Annotated in this window: 15 protein-coding genes; 10 read left to right on the forward strand and 5 right to left on the reverse strand. The window is 62.1% G+C overall.

Features of this window, described 5'->3' with window-relative positions:
* Position 1: 1 nt before the first annotated feature.
* Both V5B44_RS16580 and V5B44_RS16585 read right to left on the reverse strand, forming a co-directional pair.
* Positions 2 to 1,615, reverse strand: a complete 1,614-nt coding sequence (locus tag V5B44_RS16580) for a phospholipase D-like domain-containing protein (protein WP_332360114.1) — start codon at positions 1,613 to 1,615, stop codon at positions 2 to 4.
* Positions 1,612 to 1,995: a hypothetical protein gene (locus V5B44_RS16585; RefSeq protein WP_332360115.1), complete on the reverse strand. Its 384-nt coding sequence runs from the start codon at positions 1,993 to 1,995 to the stop codon at positions 1,612 to 1,614. Before V5B44_RS16585 ends, V5B44_RS16580 begins: the two co-directional genes overlap by 4 nt.
* Positions 1,996 to 2,224: 229 nt before the next feature.
* Between V5B44_RS16585 and V5B44_RS16590 the strand changes: the two genes are divergently transcribed.
* On the forward strand, positions 2,225 to 3,877 hold the full coding sequence (locus V5B44_RS16590) for a hypothetical protein (protein WP_332360116.1): 1,653 nt from the start codon (positions 2,225 to 2,227) through the stop codon (positions 3,875 to 3,877).
* A 199-nt stretch (positions 3,878 to 4,076) separates the two neighbouring features.
* A complete protein-coding gene (locus V5B44_RS16595; RefSeq protein ID WP_332360117.1) occupies positions 4,077 to 4,745 on the forward strand; it encodes an SH3 domain-containing protein in 669 nt (222 codons plus the stop codon).
* Between the two features lie 389 nt (positions 4,746 to 5,134).
* Here the strand turns inward: V5B44_RS16595 and V5B44_RS16600 are convergent, their stop codons facing one another.
* Positions 5,135 to 6,316, reverse strand: a complete 1,182-nt coding sequence (locus tag V5B44_RS16600; RefSeq protein ID WP_332357344.1) for a transposase — start codon at positions 6,314 to 6,316, stop codon at positions 5,135 to 5,137.
* Positions 6,317 to 6,413: 97 nt separating this feature from the next.
* Here V5B44_RS16600 and V5B44_RS16605 point away from each other — a divergent pair, with 97 nt between their 5' ends.
* The 6 genes from V5B44_RS16605 to V5B44_RS16630 all read left to right on the forward strand — a co-directional run bounded on the left by V5B44_RS16605 (position 6,414) and on the right by V5B44_RS16630 (position 12,994).
* Positions 6,414 to 8,333: a M13 family metallopeptidase gene (locus tag V5B44_RS16605; RefSeq protein ID WP_332360422.1), complete on the forward strand. Its 1,920-nt coding sequence runs from the start codon at positions 6,414 to 6,416 to the stop codon at positions 8,331 to 8,333.
* Between the two features lie 81 nt (positions 8,334 to 8,414).
* Complete coding sequence (locus V5B44_RS16610; RefSeq protein ID WP_332360118.1) at positions 8,415 to 8,762, forward strand: SH3 domain-containing protein; 348 nt, start codon at positions 8,415 to 8,417, stop codon at positions 8,760 to 8,762.
* Between the two features lie 60 nt (positions 8,763 to 8,822).
* Entirely contained in the window at positions 8,823 to 10,943 is a 2,121-nt protein-coding gene (locus tag V5B44_RS16615) for a M13 family metallopeptidase (protein WP_332360119.1), read from the forward strand.
* 20 nt (positions 10,944 to 10,963) lie between these two features.
* Complete coding sequence (locus V5B44_RS16620) at positions 10,964 to 11,527, forward strand: hypothetical protein (RefSeq protein ID WP_332360120.1); 564 nt, start codon at positions 10,964 to 10,966, stop codon at positions 11,525 to 11,527.
* 89 nt (positions 11,528 to 11,616) lie between these two features.
* Positions 11,617 to 12,093 (forward strand): hypothetical protein, encoded by a 477-nt coding sequence (locus V5B44_RS16625; RefSeq protein WP_332360121.1) that lies wholly within the window; start codon positions 11,617 to 11,619, stop codon positions 12,091 to 12,093.
* Between the two features lie 94 nt (positions 12,094 to 12,187).
* Complete coding sequence (locus V5B44_RS16630) at positions 12,188 to 12,994, forward strand: CPBP family intramembrane glutamic endopeptidase (protein WP_332360122.1); 807 nt, start codon at positions 12,188 to 12,190, stop codon at positions 12,992 to 12,994.
* Between the two features lie 179 nt (positions 12,995 to 13,173).
* Here V5B44_RS16630 and V5B44_RS16635 read toward each other — a convergent pair whose 3' ends face one another.
* Both V5B44_RS16635 and V5B44_RS16640 read right to left on the reverse strand, forming a co-directional pair.
* Entirely contained in the window at positions 13,174 to 14,112 is a 939-nt protein-coding gene (locus V5B44_RS16635; RefSeq protein ID WP_332360123.1) for a patatin-like phospholipase family protein, read from the reverse strand.
* 2 nt (positions 14,113 to 14,114) lie between these two features.
* Entirely contained in the window at positions 14,115 to 14,264 is a 150-nt protein-coding gene (locus V5B44_RS16640; RefSeq protein WP_332360124.1) for a hypothetical protein, read from the reverse strand.
* A 443-nt stretch (positions 14,265 to 14,707) separates the two neighbouring features.
* Here V5B44_RS16640 and V5B44_RS16645 point away from each other — a divergent pair, with 443 nt between their 5' ends.
* Together V5B44_RS16645 and V5B44_RS16650 are read left to right on the forward strand one after the other, a co-directional pair.
* Positions 14,708 to 15,412: an aldehyde dehydrogenase family protein gene (locus V5B44_RS16645; protein WP_332360125.1), complete on the forward strand. Its 705-nt coding sequence runs from the start codon at positions 14,708 to 14,710 to the stop codon at positions 15,410 to 15,412.
* A gap of 3 nt (positions 15,413 to 15,415) precedes the next feature.
* Complete coding sequence (locus V5B44_RS16650) at positions 15,416 to 16,372, forward strand: D-2-hydroxyacid dehydrogenase (RefSeq protein WP_332360126.1); 957 nt, start codon at positions 15,416 to 15,418, stop codon at positions 16,370 to 16,372.
* Positions 16,373 to 16,458 lie beyond the last annotated feature (86 nt).

Consider the following 16,458-nt stretch of genomic DNA (forward strand, 5'->3'; position numbering starts at 1 on the left):
GTCAGTAGAGATCGACCGGAAAGGCCTTGAAGAGGACGTTCTGCATACGTTGGGACAAGCTGCGGGCCGGCTGCGACGTCAGTTCGCCGGCGCTGCTGCGCCAGCGCAGCGTGCCGTCGTCGGCGCGGATCACCTGCCAGCTGTTGTCACCTGCCATGTCGCGCAGCATGCGTTCAGCCAGTTTTTCGGCCAGCAGCGGGCTGTCGATGAGGACCCCCATCTCGGAGTTCAGGATCTGGGAGCGCGGGTCGAGGTTCATCGAGCCGACGAAGGCGCGCCGGCGATCGATCACCATCGCCTTGGTGTGCAGGCCGACGAATTCGGCGCGCAGCGGCGCGATATCCGCCAGCTCGCCACGGATCGCCGCATCCGGGCGCAGCTCGTAGAGCTCGGCGCCGGTTTCGAGGATGGGCTCACGCCATTGCTCGAAGTGGCTGTTGACCGCCGGCACGTCATGCGAGGCAAGAGAATTGGTCAGGATTCTCACCGTGACGCCGCGCCCGGCCAGTTCCCGCAGGTCAGCCATGAAACTGGCGTCGGGGATGATGTAGGCGTTGGTGATCAGAAGTTCGCTTTTCGCCGAATGCATCAGGTGGTGAATGGCGTTCGGCATGTGGTTACTAGTCCCGGCGTCGCGCACCGGGGAGTCGGTATGCACCTCGCTGCGGCCGGCAGCCAGCATGCCCGGCAGGCCGTCGATCTCCGCCGTCCAGTCGCTGCGGCCGGCGTCGATGCTCATCAGGCTGGGGTTGGCCATCACGGTCCGGATCGACGCGGTGCTCAATTCGCTCTCGGGCGGGATGTCGGCCCCGGGTGCCAGCCTCGGAATGGCGCGCACCCAGTCGCTGTTCCAGTAGCGGTCGAAGACCTGGCTGGCCTGCCTGGCCACCGGTCCGACGCCGAGAACGTCGAGATCGTGAAAGTTGAATTCGGGATTGAGGCCGAAATACTCGTCGCCGAGATTGCGCCCACCGATGATCGCCACCCGGTTGTCGACCACCATCTGCTTGTTGTGCATGCGCCGGTTCAGGCGCTTGAAATCACTGGCCATGCCGACCCCGCGGCCGAATAGCGAGCGATCGTCCCACGGGTTGAAGACGCGGATCTGGATGTTCGGGTGCCGATCAATACGTGCGAGAAGTTCGTCGCGCATCTCGACATGGGTCATGTCGTGCAGCATCGTGTTCAGGTCGTCAAACAGGATGCGCACCTTGACGCCGCGGTCGGCAGACTTGATGACGCGGTCCATCATCAGCCGGCCCAGTGTGTCGCCGAACCACACGTAATACTGCAGGTCGATGCTGTGCTTTGCCGAGTCGATCAGCGTCAGCCGCCAGAGCAAGGCGCGGTCGCTGCGTTCGAGCAGGTTGAATCCTGAGTAATCGCTGCCGTGCTTCGCCGCAATCGCCGCCTCGGCCGGGGCAAAACGGCTGTCGGCGCGCGGGGCCGCTGCCGATTCGGCTGCGGGTCTTGGCCCGGCTGGCCGGGAGACGGGCTGGGAGACGGGCTGGGAAGCGGGCTGGGAGGCGCAGCCGATCAGCCAGAGGCTGACGAGCGCAACGGCCCGGACACCCGCCGATCTCGACCCCCCGCGTCGTCGCCCGCTCGGGGTCACCAACTGCTCCGGTCGCTGTAATGGCCATCGCGGATGCAACCGCGGCGGTCGAAGTCGCAGGTGGACGTGTAGGCGAGATCCCGCTTGCCGCCCTGTTCGAAATACACCCGTCCCTGGCCGGTCAGCATCCGGTCGTGGAGGGTGGGGTGACGCAGGTCCAGGACGCGGACAGCACCGTGGTCGCGTTCGAGGTGACAGCGCACTGCGCTGACGCACCCGCGCTTCAGGTAGCCCATGTCGTCCAGCGCATGGCCGCGCGCCTGGTTGTCGTTACTCCGGCGATAGTCCTCACGGTCGCGATCCTCGTTCTTCCTGCGGTTGGCAACGACAAGGCCGGTGAAGGCCGCGCGGGCGATCGAAATCTGGCGTTTCCTCTTCACGGAATTCATCCATCCTGGATGACCGGTGCCGGTCAACGGCAGCCTGCCCGGGCGCCTGATTATCTCCGCGACTGCGACGTTTGGCAATCCGCCAGTTCCCATTCTATCCGTATAAAATTTGATCCTCCCGTAGAGGCATCTGGCGATGCGCCATTGGCCGCCGAGGTGATGGCATGGGTGCCTGCCTGCGGAAAGTGATAGCCGGACTGGAGCTTCCCCCGGAACGTCGATGCCACGCTTGCCGAAAGACACCGATCAATCGTCGAACCAGTCGTGTGCCGTCGCGAGCCGGTGCCCGCCTCCGCTTGGCCAATGCGTTCAGGAAGCCCTGGCGGCGCCGGCGTTCGCCGCTGCGCCGGCACTCGCCCGTCTGCTCTCTTTCCTGGCCGACTCAACGCCGGGCAAACGCCTTACGGCTTACCGGATTGCCCTCGAGGTCTTCAAGCAGCCGGATGATTTCGACCCGCAGACCAACTCGCTCGTAGGGGTGCATGTCGGCCGCTTGCGACGCCTGCTGGCTGAATTCTACGCCACGGTGAGATCGGGCAGTCCCTGGCAGTTGACGATTCGGCACGGTCGCTACGCGCTGCAGGTGATTCCGGCTGCGAAGGCCGATGCGGCGCAAGGACCGCGAGCGGGTTTTCGCCCGACGACCCTGCGAAGGAATGCGCCATCGGTTGCCGTATTACCGGTCGTCAATCTCGACGCAGGTCCTGATACGCAGTTCGTGTGTGATGGCTTGACGTTCGAACTGACCCATCGGCTTGCCCAAGCCGCCAATCTGAGCGTCATCGCTTCCGAAGCAATGCTCCGGTCACGCGGAGAAGACCGCTTTCCCCGCAAGGCTGCGAGCATCCCGGTTGCCGACTACACGCTCTCCTGCGGGCTCGGTGTGCGCGATCAGCGCCTGAACTTCACTGCGCAGCTGTTCCAGGCATCGAGTCACTGTCTGCTGTGGTCCGAGCGCTACCGACGAAACTTGGGCGTTCAGCCGCTGAGGGAGATTCAGGAGGACATCGCGAACCATGTTGTTGGGTTGATCAGCTCGCCGCATGGAGTCGTCGAGCGCTTGGCGCGGCAGAAGGGGCCGCACGAACTGGCACTGCCCTCCTATTACGCCGTCTTGCGCTTCCACGAGTACCAGGACTCGCTGAGCCCCGAACGACATCTCCATGCCCGCGATTTGCTCGAGCAGGCGGTGGTCGACACCCCCGATTACGCCGAGGCGTGGGCCTGCCTGGGCATCGCCTATGTCGGTGAGGAGTGTTTTGACTTCAACCGGCGTGATGCTCTGCCTCCTCTGGAGCGAGCGGATTTCGCCGCGCGTCGTGCGCTCGAACTCGACCCGGAGAACCCGACAGGTCTGCATTGCCTAGCGCTGTGCCATGCGTCTCGTGGCGAGCATGCACTGTTTCATGATGTTGCCGGGCGGGCGCTGGCAAGCGCCCCGAATCGTGTCGACATTCTCGCCAGCATCGGTCTGCAAACCTGCCAGACCGGAAACTGGGAGCGGGGTCTCGAACTGTTGGAACGTGCTCGTGCCATCAATCCGCTGCATCCATCATGGTACTGGTATCCCTGCGCGCTCGATGCCTACCGGCGCCACGACTACCGCGCGGCCCTGGTCTACGCGGATCGTATCAATACGCCGGAATCATTCTGGGACCCCTTGTTCACCGCCATGATTTGCGGCCAACTCGGCAAAACAGCCAAGGCCACGGCCGCCTTGCGGCGGCTGCTGGCGCTCAAGCCGGAAGTGGCCGCAGACCCCGCAGGCGTGATCGGCAAGGTCGTCTTCAACCGCGAACTGACCGATCATTGCATTGCCGGCCTGGAGAAGGCCGGGCTACGGCATTCCCAGCATTTGCGTCCCGGGGTATGACGCCCTCCGTTTAACACGTTAAACCTGTTTTTTCTCGGAGCGCGATGCCAGAATCCGCCCGGCATCGCGTGCCGGAGAGAATCGCTGGCCCTGACGGTCCGCGTCGCTCGACTCTTCCTCGTTCGGCTGATAAAGCAGGCCAGACTGCTTGACCGCAGTCGACCGAATTCCATCTCAATCCATCGGAGAAACGCTCCTCATGTCACTATGCCATTCCTTCGCCGCAAGTTGCATCGTCCTTGCTCTCACCGTTTTCGCTGCACCTTCTGCGTTTGCCGATTGCGGCACTTCCGAGCTTTGCCGGGTCGCTGGGGTCCAGGGAGTAGTCAAGGATAACCGGCTGCCCGTACATATCAGTCCGTCTCGTGATTCCTCGGTCAAGTTCAACCTGCGCGAGGGCGACGAGGTTCGCAACCGCAGCTGCGAATCGCATCGTGGCGAATACTGGTGCAAGGTCGAGTTGCCTGACAACAGCTATGAGTTCGGCTGGGTACTCGAGCGCTACCTGCGCGAGTCGGGTTCCGGCTATAGCGCCCACTCCGGTGGCACCAGCATCGAATACAAGCGCGGCTACAACGATGGCCTCAAGGGCTCTCAGTTCGACACCTACCGTCACCCGCAAGACTACAAGGATGGCTTTCGCGACGGCGAGGAAGCCCGCCGAGGTTCCGGCAGCAATTCGTACGGCGGTGGCTCCCGCGATGAACATGACATCAACCGCCTCTCCAACGGTGGATTCGAAGTCGTCTGGCCCCAGCGCGGCTGCATCGCCAGCTACAACCGAAAGGGCCAGGCGATGAGCTTCAACAGGGAATGTGACGACAACCTGATCAGTCGTTCCAACGATATTGCCAAACGCCAGCGCTAAGACCATTAGCTTGCTGAAATAGCCTGCTTATGAGGTAACAAGATGACAAAGCTGTTTTGTTTATGGCGTGCTTTCCTGGTGTTCGTCGCTGCTGCCATGTCGTGCCCCGTTGTACTAGCTGCGGGACCAGCGATGGGCACCTGGGGTTTCGACACGACGGCCATGGATCGCAGCGTCAAGCCGGGTGATGACTTTCACCGTTGAGCCTCTTGCAAAACTCACCCGGACAAATTGCTGCGCCGCACCATTCGCTCTCGGGGAGCGATTTTTTTCGCGAGGGAGGTCTCCTTGGCTGAGCGGCTAACCGTATGGCATGGTTTGCCTCATGCGGGGCGAGCGCCCTCCTGCATTCCGCGAATGCACAGCGGCCGGAGAGGGAACGCTGGCGGTCATCGTCGTAATCGCATCAACTGGTCAGCGGACAGCGCCAGGATGCCGAACATCAGGTGAGCCATCACTTTGGTGTCGCCTTTGACCCGGATGGTCTGACCGCCGAATTCATCCTTCAGCCGGGCGTTGCTCCGCTCGGCGGCGGTCCGTTCGTTGTAGCGGATCGCTTCAGCCGGGGAGAATTCGATCTTCTCTCCGCGGCGCGGATTGTGATCGATCAGGGGGACGTGGCCCAGGCTCTGGCTGTGCTCGCGCAAGTCGGCGCTGCAATAGGCCGCATCCATGAGGTCGTAAAGGTTGGTGACGCGATCGGCGCTGATCAGCGACAGCGGAATGGCGGCCAAGCTGTCGTGCATCGAGGCGCTGGAGAGCAGCGCCGCAATGGGGACGCCGCAGTCGGCGGTGTCGAGATGCAGCTTGTAGCCGCGCCAACTGTTCTTGTAGCCTTGGGCATTGCACTTCGTGCCGCGATCACACGCGGTGGGAATCTCTTCGAGCATTTGAGCCAACGTTTGCTCGCGCTGGCGCTTGATCGGGGCGGCCTTCGCAGCCGGACGTGCTTCGCCGCGCCGCGGGCGGCCTCTCTTGCGTGCCGGTGCGGGCGTTTCAGGCACGCTCGTCTCGGCAGGGCGCTCTTCCTTCGGCAACAGGGCGGCCTGTGCCGTGGCGGCCGCTTCCGATGCGGGCGTTTCCTTCCGGGACGGACGTTCGCGGGCTTCGATGGCCGTGCCGTCACGATTGAGATGCCCGATCAGCTGATCTCCCAGATGTTCCTTGATCAGGGCTTCATGCACGCGCTGGCTCAGGCCCCCTTCGGCAAACTCGTCGAAGGCGCGCGAGAAGGTCGCCTCGGAAGGCAGCGTCTTGTGTAGCGGGAAACCACAGATGCGGCGCAGCGCACGGTCGATCATCAGGCGTTCAATCAGCCCCACGGTCGTCGTCAGGCCCAACACGGCCTTGGCCACAAAGGCGTTCGCCAGCCACGCCCGTTCAAACGGCGGACGCCCTACGCCACACCACGAAACCGCCGTGAATTCCTCGATACGTACCCATTCCAGCGTGTGGATGACCTTCTCCAGCTTCGGCGTCAGCGGACCCACTTGCGCCTTCAACTCGGGCAGTAACTCGTGCTGAACCACGTGCCACCGTTGCATGATCAGCTGGGGTTGGGTAGTATTCATTTGGCGGGCGTTATGATATTGGTCTCGATAACCATATCATGCCAGAAGTGGCCGCCCGCGTCCTCCGCTTTCGCCTCCAGCCGCGAAAAAATCAGCCCTGCAGGGTGAGTTTTGCAAGAGGCTCCGTTACGCCAATGGCGCCTGGATTCAGCGGACGAGCATTCCCGATGACAGGTCAAAGGTCACCGTGTTCAGCGATCTCGATGATCGGATGCAAGTGCAGTTGCTGGAACTACTGACGGAAATGGCCGCTGACCGGGCGGCGCCACCGGGAAGCAACCGGCAGATTCTGGGCGACTGGTTTGCGAGCTATAACGACGAGAAGGCGATCGAGGCCGCCGGGACGGCGCCCTTGCAGGCGTCGTTGCGCCGCATCAATGCGATTCGCACCCGCCAGGATCTGGCGCGCTATCTCGGCACCAGTGATGGACTTCCCGGCGGCAACCCGATCAAGGCTTCTATCCAGATCGACGCCAAGGACTCTGCCCATTACATCGCCCAGGTGGACCTTCTGAGCGAAGGCTTGTCACTCGGTGAGCGTGAACCCTATCTTGAATCCAAGAGCAAACCCAGACGGCAAGCCTATCGCCAGCATGTTGAACGCATGCTGGCACTGGCCGGGCTGAAGGATGCCCAGCGGCGAGCCCAACGGGTGCTGGATCTGGAAAGCCGTATTGCCGCCGCCTTGCTGCCATCCGACAAGGTTGATTATTCCTCTTACAACATGATTCCGTTTGGGGAGATGGGCAATCGTTTCCCGGGGGTGGACTGGGCTGCCTTTTTCTCGGCTTCCGGCCTCTCCGAGCAGTCCAGTGTTTTCGTGAAAACACCGCAAGCGCTGGCAGCCGGAGCCCGCCTGGTGGCAGGGGTTCCCCTCGAAACCTGGCGTGACTACCTCACCTACCAATACATCAAGGGCTGTGCTGAAGTCCTGCCGCTCGCCTTCCGCGAAGCGCATTTTGACTTCTACACCCGTTCGCTCGGGCTGCAGAAGACGATGCGGCCACGCCAGACCGAGAGCATCGATACGGCCAAGGAGAAGCTGCAACGCTTTCTTGGTGAGGAGTACGTCAGGCTTTACGTATCCGAGCAGACGAAAGCCGCCGCCATCACCATGGTCGACGAAATCAAGGCCGCATTTGACGATCGCCTGACACGGCTCGACTGGATTTCGGATTCGACACGTACGGAGGCGCGCCGCAAGCTGGCAGCGACGCTTGGGCAGATCAGCCATCCGGACCACTGGCCGGCAACCGAGCCACTCAAGGTGGTGCGTGGCGATGCACTGGGCAATCATGAACGCGTCATTGCCCGCAGTGCCAGGATCTACCGCGCCAAGCTGGGGACTATGAGCGACCGGAAGGCCTGGGACCTCGAACATATGGCCCCCTATTGGGCCGGAGCAACGGTTGATCCCACCAAGCCCGCCATCATCATTACGGCGGGCATATTGCAAGCGCCTTTCTTTGATGCGGCGGCTGACCCGGCGGCAAATTACGGTGGTCTGGGTGCCGTGATCGCGCATGAATTCACGCATCTCTTTGACCATCTCGGCAGCCATTTCGATGCAGAGGGCAACGTCCGAGACTGGTTCGCCCCTGCGGATGCCGAGAAGTTCAAAGCACGCGGCGAACGACTGGCCGGGCAAATGTCGCGCTATGAGGCGATGCCCGGCATGTTTGTCGATGGCAAGCGCACCCTGCACGAATCTCAGGCAGACCTGGGCGGCGTCCACATCGCCCTTGATGCCTATCGTCGATCACTAAAAGGCAAACCCGCACCGATCATCGATGACACCACGGGCGATCAGCGCTTCTTTCTGGCCTGGGCGCAAAACTGGCGGGGCAAGCTGAAGGATGAGCGCCTGAGGCAGGACACGTTGGGTGGTAGCACTTACGCGACACTGGAGGCGCGAGCCGCCATGGTGCGCAATGTCGACGCCTGGTACGAAGCGTTTGATGTCAAGCCAGCCGAAAAGCTCTATCTGAAACCGGAGGAACGTCTGTCCCTCTGGTAAAGCGGCTGACAACAAGCGGCCACGAGCCGCCTTTCTTATTACGAGTCAGATTTCTGCAAACCTGTCACGGAGAATTCCATCATGAATTACAGGGTTCTTTTTGCGTGTACTGCCCTAGCATTGGCCGGCTGTGCTTCCGAGGGAAACAGCCAGGCTGGCAATGATGACCGTGGTCACAGTTCGAGCGGCCACCGCAGTGGCGGCGCATTCGGCGCCGGCCAGATCGTGACGATTACCGGAGCCGCCAGCGATGCCGTCGATGCGCTTGTGCTTCTCGATGGGCCTGGCCGTGGCGGTGTTGTGGGGCGCGTTGGCAACGGCCGCTTGATGACGGTCGATAACTGCGAAGGTAACTGGTGCCACGTCCGTACCACCACGGGACAAGGCACAGCCGGCTGGATCGAGACACGCCATCTGCGCGCCCGTTAAGCCGCCCTGCAAATTCCGCCTTCTGACCCAGAAGCCTCCTCCAGATTCCAAGGAAACCTGATGTCCAAGTTCCTTCCCCGTCATACCCTGATTGTTGCGGCCATCGCGGTGCTCGGGCTTCCTGCCTACGCCGCTAAGTACACCGTCAAGCCGTCAGCAGCCAATGTCGAAACGTCAGATGTGATCGATGCGCAAGCCCTGAATTTCGGATTCCCGCTTGGCTTCTCCCCCGAAAAAATGGACACGACAGCCGACCCGCGCCAGGATTTTCGGCGCTATGCGGCCGGACGCTGGATCGATGCGGCGAAGATCCCTGCCGATTCCCTGAACATGTCCAGTATCGCCATCCAGAGCAAAGTGGTCGAGTTACAGTTGCAGGCCATGTTTGACGAAGCTTCGCGCGCCAGCCTGTCCGCGCCAAAGGGCACGCCATTGCAACAAGTGGGCGACTTCTACGCGGCAGGCTTGGATGAGGAACGCCTTACCGAACTGGGCGTGAAGCCACTCCAGCCCGAGTTCGACCGTATTGCCGCCATCAAGGACAAGAAGTCGCTGACCGAAGCCCTGGCCAGGCTCAGTCTGCTAAGCAACGACGCGTTGCTGCTTGGCCTACAGGTAAGCACCGATCCATTAGACCGGACCCGCAACATAGTCGTGGCAGGAGACGGCGATCTGCCGATGGGTCTCGACAACTATTTGAAACCGGGCAATCGGCCAATACGCGATGCTCAACTCAAGCTGATCGCCGACTCACTCGTGATCGCTGGCAGCGCGCCGGAAGCCGCCGCTGCCGTCGCTGCCAAGGTGCTGGCCATGGATACCCGGGTGGCCGCCAAGAAGCTGACCCCGTTGGAAATGCGCGACCCGGCCAAGCTTTTTGTGCGCATGAGTTATGCCGACCTGAAGAAGATGTTATCGAATATCGATGTCGATCTGCTTTTCAGCACCCTCGGCCTGCCGACGGGTAGCGAGGTCGTCGTCATTCACGCCAATGCCGTGCGCGAGCGCAACGCCATGCTGAAGGAACTGCCGCTGGCCGACACCAGGGCCTACCTCGAATGGGAGTTGCTGCGCCGCTCAATCCCCTTCCTGACGCCAGCATTCCTCGGACCGTCCAAGGCTTTTTCCGAAGCCATGTATGGCAAGATTGACTTCCCGCCACGTAAGCGCATGGTCGCGGCCGCCTTGCCAGGCAAGTTGGGCCACCCTATTGGTCAGGTCTATGTCGCAAGACATTTCACGCCTGAAACCAAGCGGGATGCGGAAGAACTGGTGCAACGGATACGCGCCGAATTCCGTGAGCGCATCGAAAAGAATACCTGGCTGGAGCCGAATACGCGTGCCGCTGCACTTCAGAAACTCGACGCTGCCAAGATCACTGTCGCTCATCCGCAAGACTGGATCGACTACTCGGGCGTCGATATCCGTCGCGATGACTATCTTGGCAACGCCATGCGAAGCAACGAGTTCAGCGCCCGCCGGAACCTTGCCAAACTCGGCAAGCCAGTCGTCCCGGACGGCTTCAATGAACCTTCCGCCACCCTGCCTACCGTCGTCAACGCCGCCTACAGTCCGGGACGCAACGGCATCGAGATCACCGCCGCCTTCCTGCAGGCGCCGTTCTTCGACGCGAAAGCAGACCCGGCGAGCAACTATTGCGCGCTGGGGGCAGTGATTGGCCATGAAATCACCCATGGCTTCGATTCCCAGGGGCGCCTCTACAACGAAAAGGGCAATCTGAGCAACTGGTGGACCGATGTCGATAACCAGCGCTTTATCGCCGAGACCAACAAACTCGTCGGCCAGGCTGATTCCGTCGAGGTACTACCTGGCTTGCACATCAACGGGAAACTCGCCGTCGGGGAAAATCTTGCCGATGTCGGCGGCGTTTCGCTAGGCCATGCTGCACTGAAAAAGTATCTGAAAGAGCACCCTGAGAAGAACAAGCGCATCGACGGCCTGTCGCAGGATCAACGCTGCTTCCTGACCTGGGCGCAGGTCTGGGCCGACAAGTCCAACGAAGGCTGGCTCAAGCAAATTCTCCCGACCGACCCGCATCCGCCCGGCGTCTATCGCATGCTGGCACCGTCACAGCATGAGGCGACGTTCTACGAGGCATTCGGCATCCGCAAGGGAGATCCGATGTGGCTCGATGAATCCTTGCGCATTCGCATCTGGTAACCGTTGATCAGGAGCCAAGCATGAAAAACAGAAACATCGTCAATCTGATTGCAGGCACTGCGCTTGTCCTGGGTGCCGGCCTCGCCAGTGCGGCGCCTTTTGACAAAAAGGAAGAGCTGCAGGGCATTTCGTTCCACGTCACGAGTCCCAACAAGGCGGCAGGGAACGCCGTACGCATCGTTCCAGCCGGACTGCAGATCGACAACTCGCCGATCGAGATGGATATTACGGGTATCGTCACCGGAGCCGAAGTGGCGGACATCAATGCCGACCGTTCGCCCGAAATCTACATCTATGTTCTGGAGCCAGGGCCGGAAAAGCTTATGTCCCTGGTTGCGTTCAGCGCCAACAAGAAGAAGTCGCTGAGCGCGATCAACCTGCCGGCCCTGAGCGAAACCAAGGGGGCCGACAAGGGCTATTGCGGCAACGACGACATGGCGCCGGTCGAAGGAACATTCCTGCGCCGTTTCCCAATCTGCGACAAAAACAAGCAGCCAACCGGGAAAACGCGGCAGCTCCAGTACAAGCTAAAGCCGGGGGAGGCTGGCTGGCAACTGAAGCTCGACAAGAGGATGGAATACTGACCTTGGCAAGTCGGCCGCAGCTCGATCGCGGTCAACCCGGAAATTGATCGAATTTTTTCTTCATCACCCTCAACAAAAAGGAAACAAGCATGAAAACCAAGATCGCCCTGCTCGCACTGGCCGTTCTGTCCACACCTGTCCTGGCCGAAAAAGTCACACCGGGCAACATGCCCGCCTATTGTCGTGGTCAGGCAGCCAGCGAATTTAGCACCAAGCCGGTCTATATCAAGACCGGCAAGCTGGTCAAAGCAAAGGATGGCAGCTACTCCATCGCCGGCACCTATGATGGCAAAGATCCGTTTACCTGCACCTACGCCAAGAACGGTGAATTCACCGGAATGACACGCGGCGAAGCGACCAAGCCCGCCGGAAAGACGAAGGCTTCCGGCCCGTCGGCCAAGGCCCTCGAAGCCTGCGACATGTTCATGAAGGGCGAGAAAGGCCACGTTGAAGGCTTCAATGATTTGGGAAATGGCATGTTCGGAGTCAATCTCAAGTACAAGTCCGGCTACAGGCGCTGCGAAGTCAGTAACGAACCGCGTGTAGACAAGTTCGAAGATTTGTAAGGTAGTGCGCGAAACGTCGCCCGGGCGTCGGGCCAGACCACATTCCAGCTCAGGCTGATGCTTCGCCGCTTTGCACCAACCAAAGGGCAGTAACATGAACAAACCCAACGAAGCCATTGTCCCGACACCCCCCTGGCGATTCTCCCCGAGCGTTGCAATTGGCACCTTATGCCTGATTGCTTACATCACTGTCTTCTATGGCATCGCACAGGCGAGCGGGATTGACTACGGCGAGTGGTTTGCCAACGCCAACAATGCAATTTACTCGGCGTTGATCCCGCTTGTCGCAGGCAGCCTTCTGCTGATTGCGTTCCTGGTTCTGGCACGCTGGAACGTCGTATGGCGAGACCCGGTCCGTCTGCCCACCAATCGGCTGCACGCCACCTTGATGACCCTGTTCGTCGGCACCATCCTGTTGCGTCTGGTGTTCATCCAATGGGGCGACGTGCCTGTTGACTTGCTGCTGGTCGTTATCGCTGTCGGTATCGGGGTCGGATTCGCCGAGGAGATGGCGCTGCGCGGCGTGTTTCTGCGCGGCATGCGCGCCAGCGGCCGCAGCGAAGGAATGGCGGTGCTATGGACGACCATCGCTTTCGGACTGCTGCACATACCGAACATCTTTCTTGGCACTGGCGCGCTCGGAATCATCCAGTTGCTGCTCGCTGCACTGACCGGCTTCGTGCTCTACCTCTTCCGGCGGCGATTTGCCTGGATTGTGCCGGCGATGATCGCCCACGGAATATGGGACATCTCGGTGTTCCTCAGTAATAAATACCTGTCCCCGGCGATCAACCTGATAACGCTTGCCCTCACCCTGACCATTCAGTTACTGGCACTCATCGCGCTCGTTCAGTTTGTACGAAGTGAGCGCGAGCCGGTAAACACAGGCGCTACTGACTGACGAGGTAGGCACCCAGTGGAACGATAGTTTTCGCTGCATCGACGGAATCGGGCATGACGTGTCATGTGGCTTGGCTTGAAACCCCGTCATGCCAGAAATGGCTGCGTGGTGGATTTTGCGGTCGACGACCAAAACAGACCGATCTTGCCGGATGACGATACGGCAGCCGATGCCCCGGATTACTCCGGCCTGGGTTGCCAGCCCGCGATCTTCGCCTTGAGCGCGGGGATCGCGGCGGCGGCGCTGCGATAGCCCGCCATGATGGCTGCGTCACGCTGGGCGAAGCTTACCGGGTTGTCCGGTTCGAAGTCCGGGCGAATGAGGATGTCGGCCTCGGCGAGCTCGGCATCGCTGAGCAGGCAGCTTTGCAGCCGGAAGGTTTTGAGTACCGTGTCGAGGGCATTGCCGCGTCGCGCTGGATGCTTGCCGCAATAGATGTCAATCGCGATGACCACGTCCGCGCCCATGGCCCTGACGAAGCGGACCGGAACGATAGTCAGCACGCCACCGTCGACATAGGTGCGTTCGTTGGAGTGCACGGGGATCACCACGCCCGGCACCGTTGCCGAGGCCTGTACCGCCTCGCCCGGGTCGCCGTCGACGACGAGCAGAGCCTTGCCGGCACCGAGGTCGGTCACCGTGATGCCCAGCGGCACCGGCAGTTCGCGCATGCTCCGGTGGCCGGTCACGATACGGATCCAGGACGCGTAGGCTTGGCCATTGATGACGCCCTCGCGACTGACGACAAGATCCAGCAATTCATAGCGGCTTGCCGACTTGGCCAGTGACTCGATTTCGCCTGCGCTCAAGCCGCTGGCATAGAGAGTGGCAGCCAGGGCGCCGACGGAAGTGCCGGCGACCACGTCGGCGCGAATTCCCGCGTCTTCGAAGGCGCGCAGGACGCCGAGATGAACGAAGCCGCGTACGCCGCCGCCGCCGAAGGCGATGCCGACCCGTGGGGTGTGGTCGGCACCATGGCGTGCGACGACGGATTTGACCTCCTCGAGCGGCAAGGCCTTGAGACCATCATAGCGGTTGCTCCGGGCGCAGCCGGCGGTCTGGCCCAAGACCATCGCCGCCAGCGCGATGGCCGCGGCAAGCTGCAGGGAGCGGCGCAAGCTCAATCCATCCCCACGCTGGCTTCGCTCAGGGAGAAGCGGTCGGGGCTCGCCTTGAAGCCGGATTTCTGGCAGGTCCGGGCATCCCAGGCGGCGAGCAAATCGGCATCGGTCGTCGTCGGCTTGACGCCCTTCGGCATCAGCTCGCCCACGCAACGGGAAGATTTCCGCCCGTTCCCCGCGCATCTCGGCATCCGAACGCGGTTCGGAATCTGGCTTTTCGTGTTCACGGGATTCCTCCATCCTGGATGACCGCTGCGGTTCAGAAGCAACCTGCCCGGGCGGCTGATTATCTCCGCGACGGCGGCGTTTAGCAATCGGCGTTAGCCTGCCAGGCTGATAGCGTGCAAGCCGGACGGCAGATCAAGGTCACGACGTCGGACCGGTCGCAGACACCCCATGACCCTCAGGCGGGCCTGTTTCTGACGCTGATGCAGCCGCTGCGTACCCACCAAACCTTCCGTTTTGCGCCACGGGAGACTACTATTCGGCGCTCCGCCCCTGGTCTGCCGCACCCTGTCCGCGGCCATCAGCGAAGCGTAGCGACAGCGACAGCCAGCGCAAGCCACCAATCAGCGCCCTATCAAGGAATGTGATGACCGAAAGCGATGAGATCCTGGCCATTCCCCTGTGGATCAATGGCCACGCCTACCTGACCATGGCGCCGGCCTTTTTTGATGTCCGCGATGTGCGGAGTGGCAAGGTGCGGCGCCGGACGCCCCTGTGCGGCGCTGCAGAAGCGCTGGCTACCGTTGAATCGGCGTGCAACGCGCTTCCGGCATGGGCTGCCCTGACGGCAGAAGCGCGAGCGACGCTGCTCGCGGCGCTGGCCGATGCGCTGGCGGGCTACGCCGAACACTTTGCCGGCCTGATCGCCGAGGAAACCGGCAAGGATGCCGCGGCCGCGGCGGCGGAAGTGAGCGCCGCGCTACAGGTGCTGCGCGCGGCGACGGCCGGCGCCGCGGCAACCGGCGGCGGCCGTGTCGTGGCGGTGGTCAGCGACGACCGCGCACCCTTGCTTGGCCCGCTGCAGCAGGCGGCTCCGGCGCTGCTGGCGGGCGCCACGCTGGTCCTCAAGCCAAGCCCCAAGGCCCCCTCCGCGGCCTTCGCAGTGGCTGAGCTGACGGCACGCAGCGGTTTCCCGGGGGGCGTCTTCAATATCCTGCAAGGCGACCTGGCGGCGATCGAAGGCCTGTGTGCCGCCGAGGAGGTCAGCCTGTTGCTCTTTGCCGGCGACCCCGCGCTGGGCAGCAAGGTGGCTGCCATCGCCGGCCGCCACGGCAAGCCATTTTTGGGCTGAGCCATGCACCGGATTGTCTATCTCGAACGTGAGTCGATCATCGCCAACGTGCGCAGGCCTGATTTCCCCCATCTCTGGGTTGAACACGCGAAGACGCTGCAGCCAGACGTTGAGGAGCGACTTGCCGGGGCGACGATCGCCATCGTCAACAAGCTCCAGATCGACGCCAGGCTGGTCGCCGCGTTGCCGACCCTGCAGATGGTCGCCGTCGCGGCGACCGGCACCAACAACGTCGACCTTGACGCCTGCCGAAGCCGCGGCATCATCGTCTCGAACATCCGCGGCTATGCCGCGCATACCGTCCCCGAGCATGTCTTTCTGCTCTTGCTGGCGCTGTCGCGCAATCTCGTCGCCTACCGGCAGGCAATGGCTGCAGGCAACTGGCAGCGCTCCGAGCAGTTCTGCTGTTTCGATTTCCCAATCCGTGACCTGCACGGCGCGACGCTGGCGGTGATCGGCAGCGGCAGCCTGGGCAGCGGTGTCGCCCGGCTGGCCGAGGCCTTCGGCATGCGCGTGCTGCGAAGCGAGCGTAAGGGCGAGACCCGCGTACGGCCCGGCTACACGCCGTTCGAGCAGGCCCTGCGGGAGGCCGACGCGATCTCTCTGCACTGCCCGTTGACGGCGGCGACGAAGAATCTGATCGGCGAAGCCGAGTTGCGCGCGATGAAGCCGACGGCCTTGCTGATCAATACCGCGCGCGGCGGGCTGGTTGATGAAGCGGCCTTGGCCAGCGCCCTGCAGCGGGGCTGGATCGCTGGCGCCGGGTTCGATGTGCTGACGGTCGAGCCACCAAGCGATGGCAACCTCCTGCTGGCGCCGCAACTACTCGCGCTGCCCAATTTCCTGCTGACGCCGCACGTGGCCTGGGCGAGCCAGCCGGCGATGCAGGCCCTCGCCGATCAACTGACTGCCAACCTCGAAGCTTTCGTTCGCGGTGAACCACAGAACCGGGTCGCCTGACTCCCGGTGTCACGAGCCGCGACTTTGCTACCTAGTGCGTGCACCGTGAAGCCAGCGGCGACAGAAATGCCGCCGCTGGCCGGGGT

This window comes from Candidatus Accumulibacter necessarius, assembly GCF_036625085.1.

Excerpts from the sequence above, each read along its gene's own strand:
- V5B44_RS16650 (WP_332360126.1), top strand. The coding sequence starts at position 15,416 with ATGCACCGGATTGTCTATCTCGAACGTGAGTCGATCATCGCCAACGTG.
- V5B44_RS16645 (WP_332360125.1), top strand. The coding sequence starts at position 14,708 with ATGACCGAAAGCGATGAGATCCTGGCCATTCCCCTGTGGATCAATGGC.
- V5B44_RS16600 (WP_332357344.1), bottom strand. The coding sequence starts at position 6,316 with ATGAATACTACCCAACCCCAGCTGATCATGCAACGGTGGCACGTGGTT.
- V5B44_RS16610 (WP_332360118.1), top strand. The coding sequence starts at position 8,415 with ATGAATTACAGGGTTCTTTTTGCGTGTACTGCCCTAGCATTGGCCGGC.
- V5B44_RS16590 (WP_332360116.1), top strand. The coding sequence starts at position 2,225 with ATGCCACGCTTGCCGAAAGACACCGATCAATCGTCGAACCAGTCGTGT.
- V5B44_RS16595 (WP_332360117.1), top strand. The coding sequence starts at position 4,077 with ATGTCACTATGCCATTCCTTCGCCGCAAGTTGCATCGTCCTTGCTCTC.
- V5B44_RS16620 (WP_332360120.1), top strand. The coding sequence starts at position 10,964 with ATGAAAAACAGAAACATCGTCAATCTGATTGCAGGCACTGCGCTTGTC.
- V5B44_RS16625 (WP_332360121.1), top strand. The coding sequence starts at position 11,617 with ATGAAAACCAAGATCGCCCTGCTCGCACTGGCCGTTCTGTCCACACCT.
- V5B44_RS16615 (WP_332360119.1), top strand. The coding sequence starts at position 8,823 with ATGTCCAAGTTCCTTCCCCGTCATACCCTGATTGTTGCGGCCATCGCG.
- V5B44_RS16630 (WP_332360122.1), top strand. The coding sequence starts at position 12,188 with ATGAACAAACCCAACGAAGCCATTGTCCCGACACCCCCCTGGCGATTC.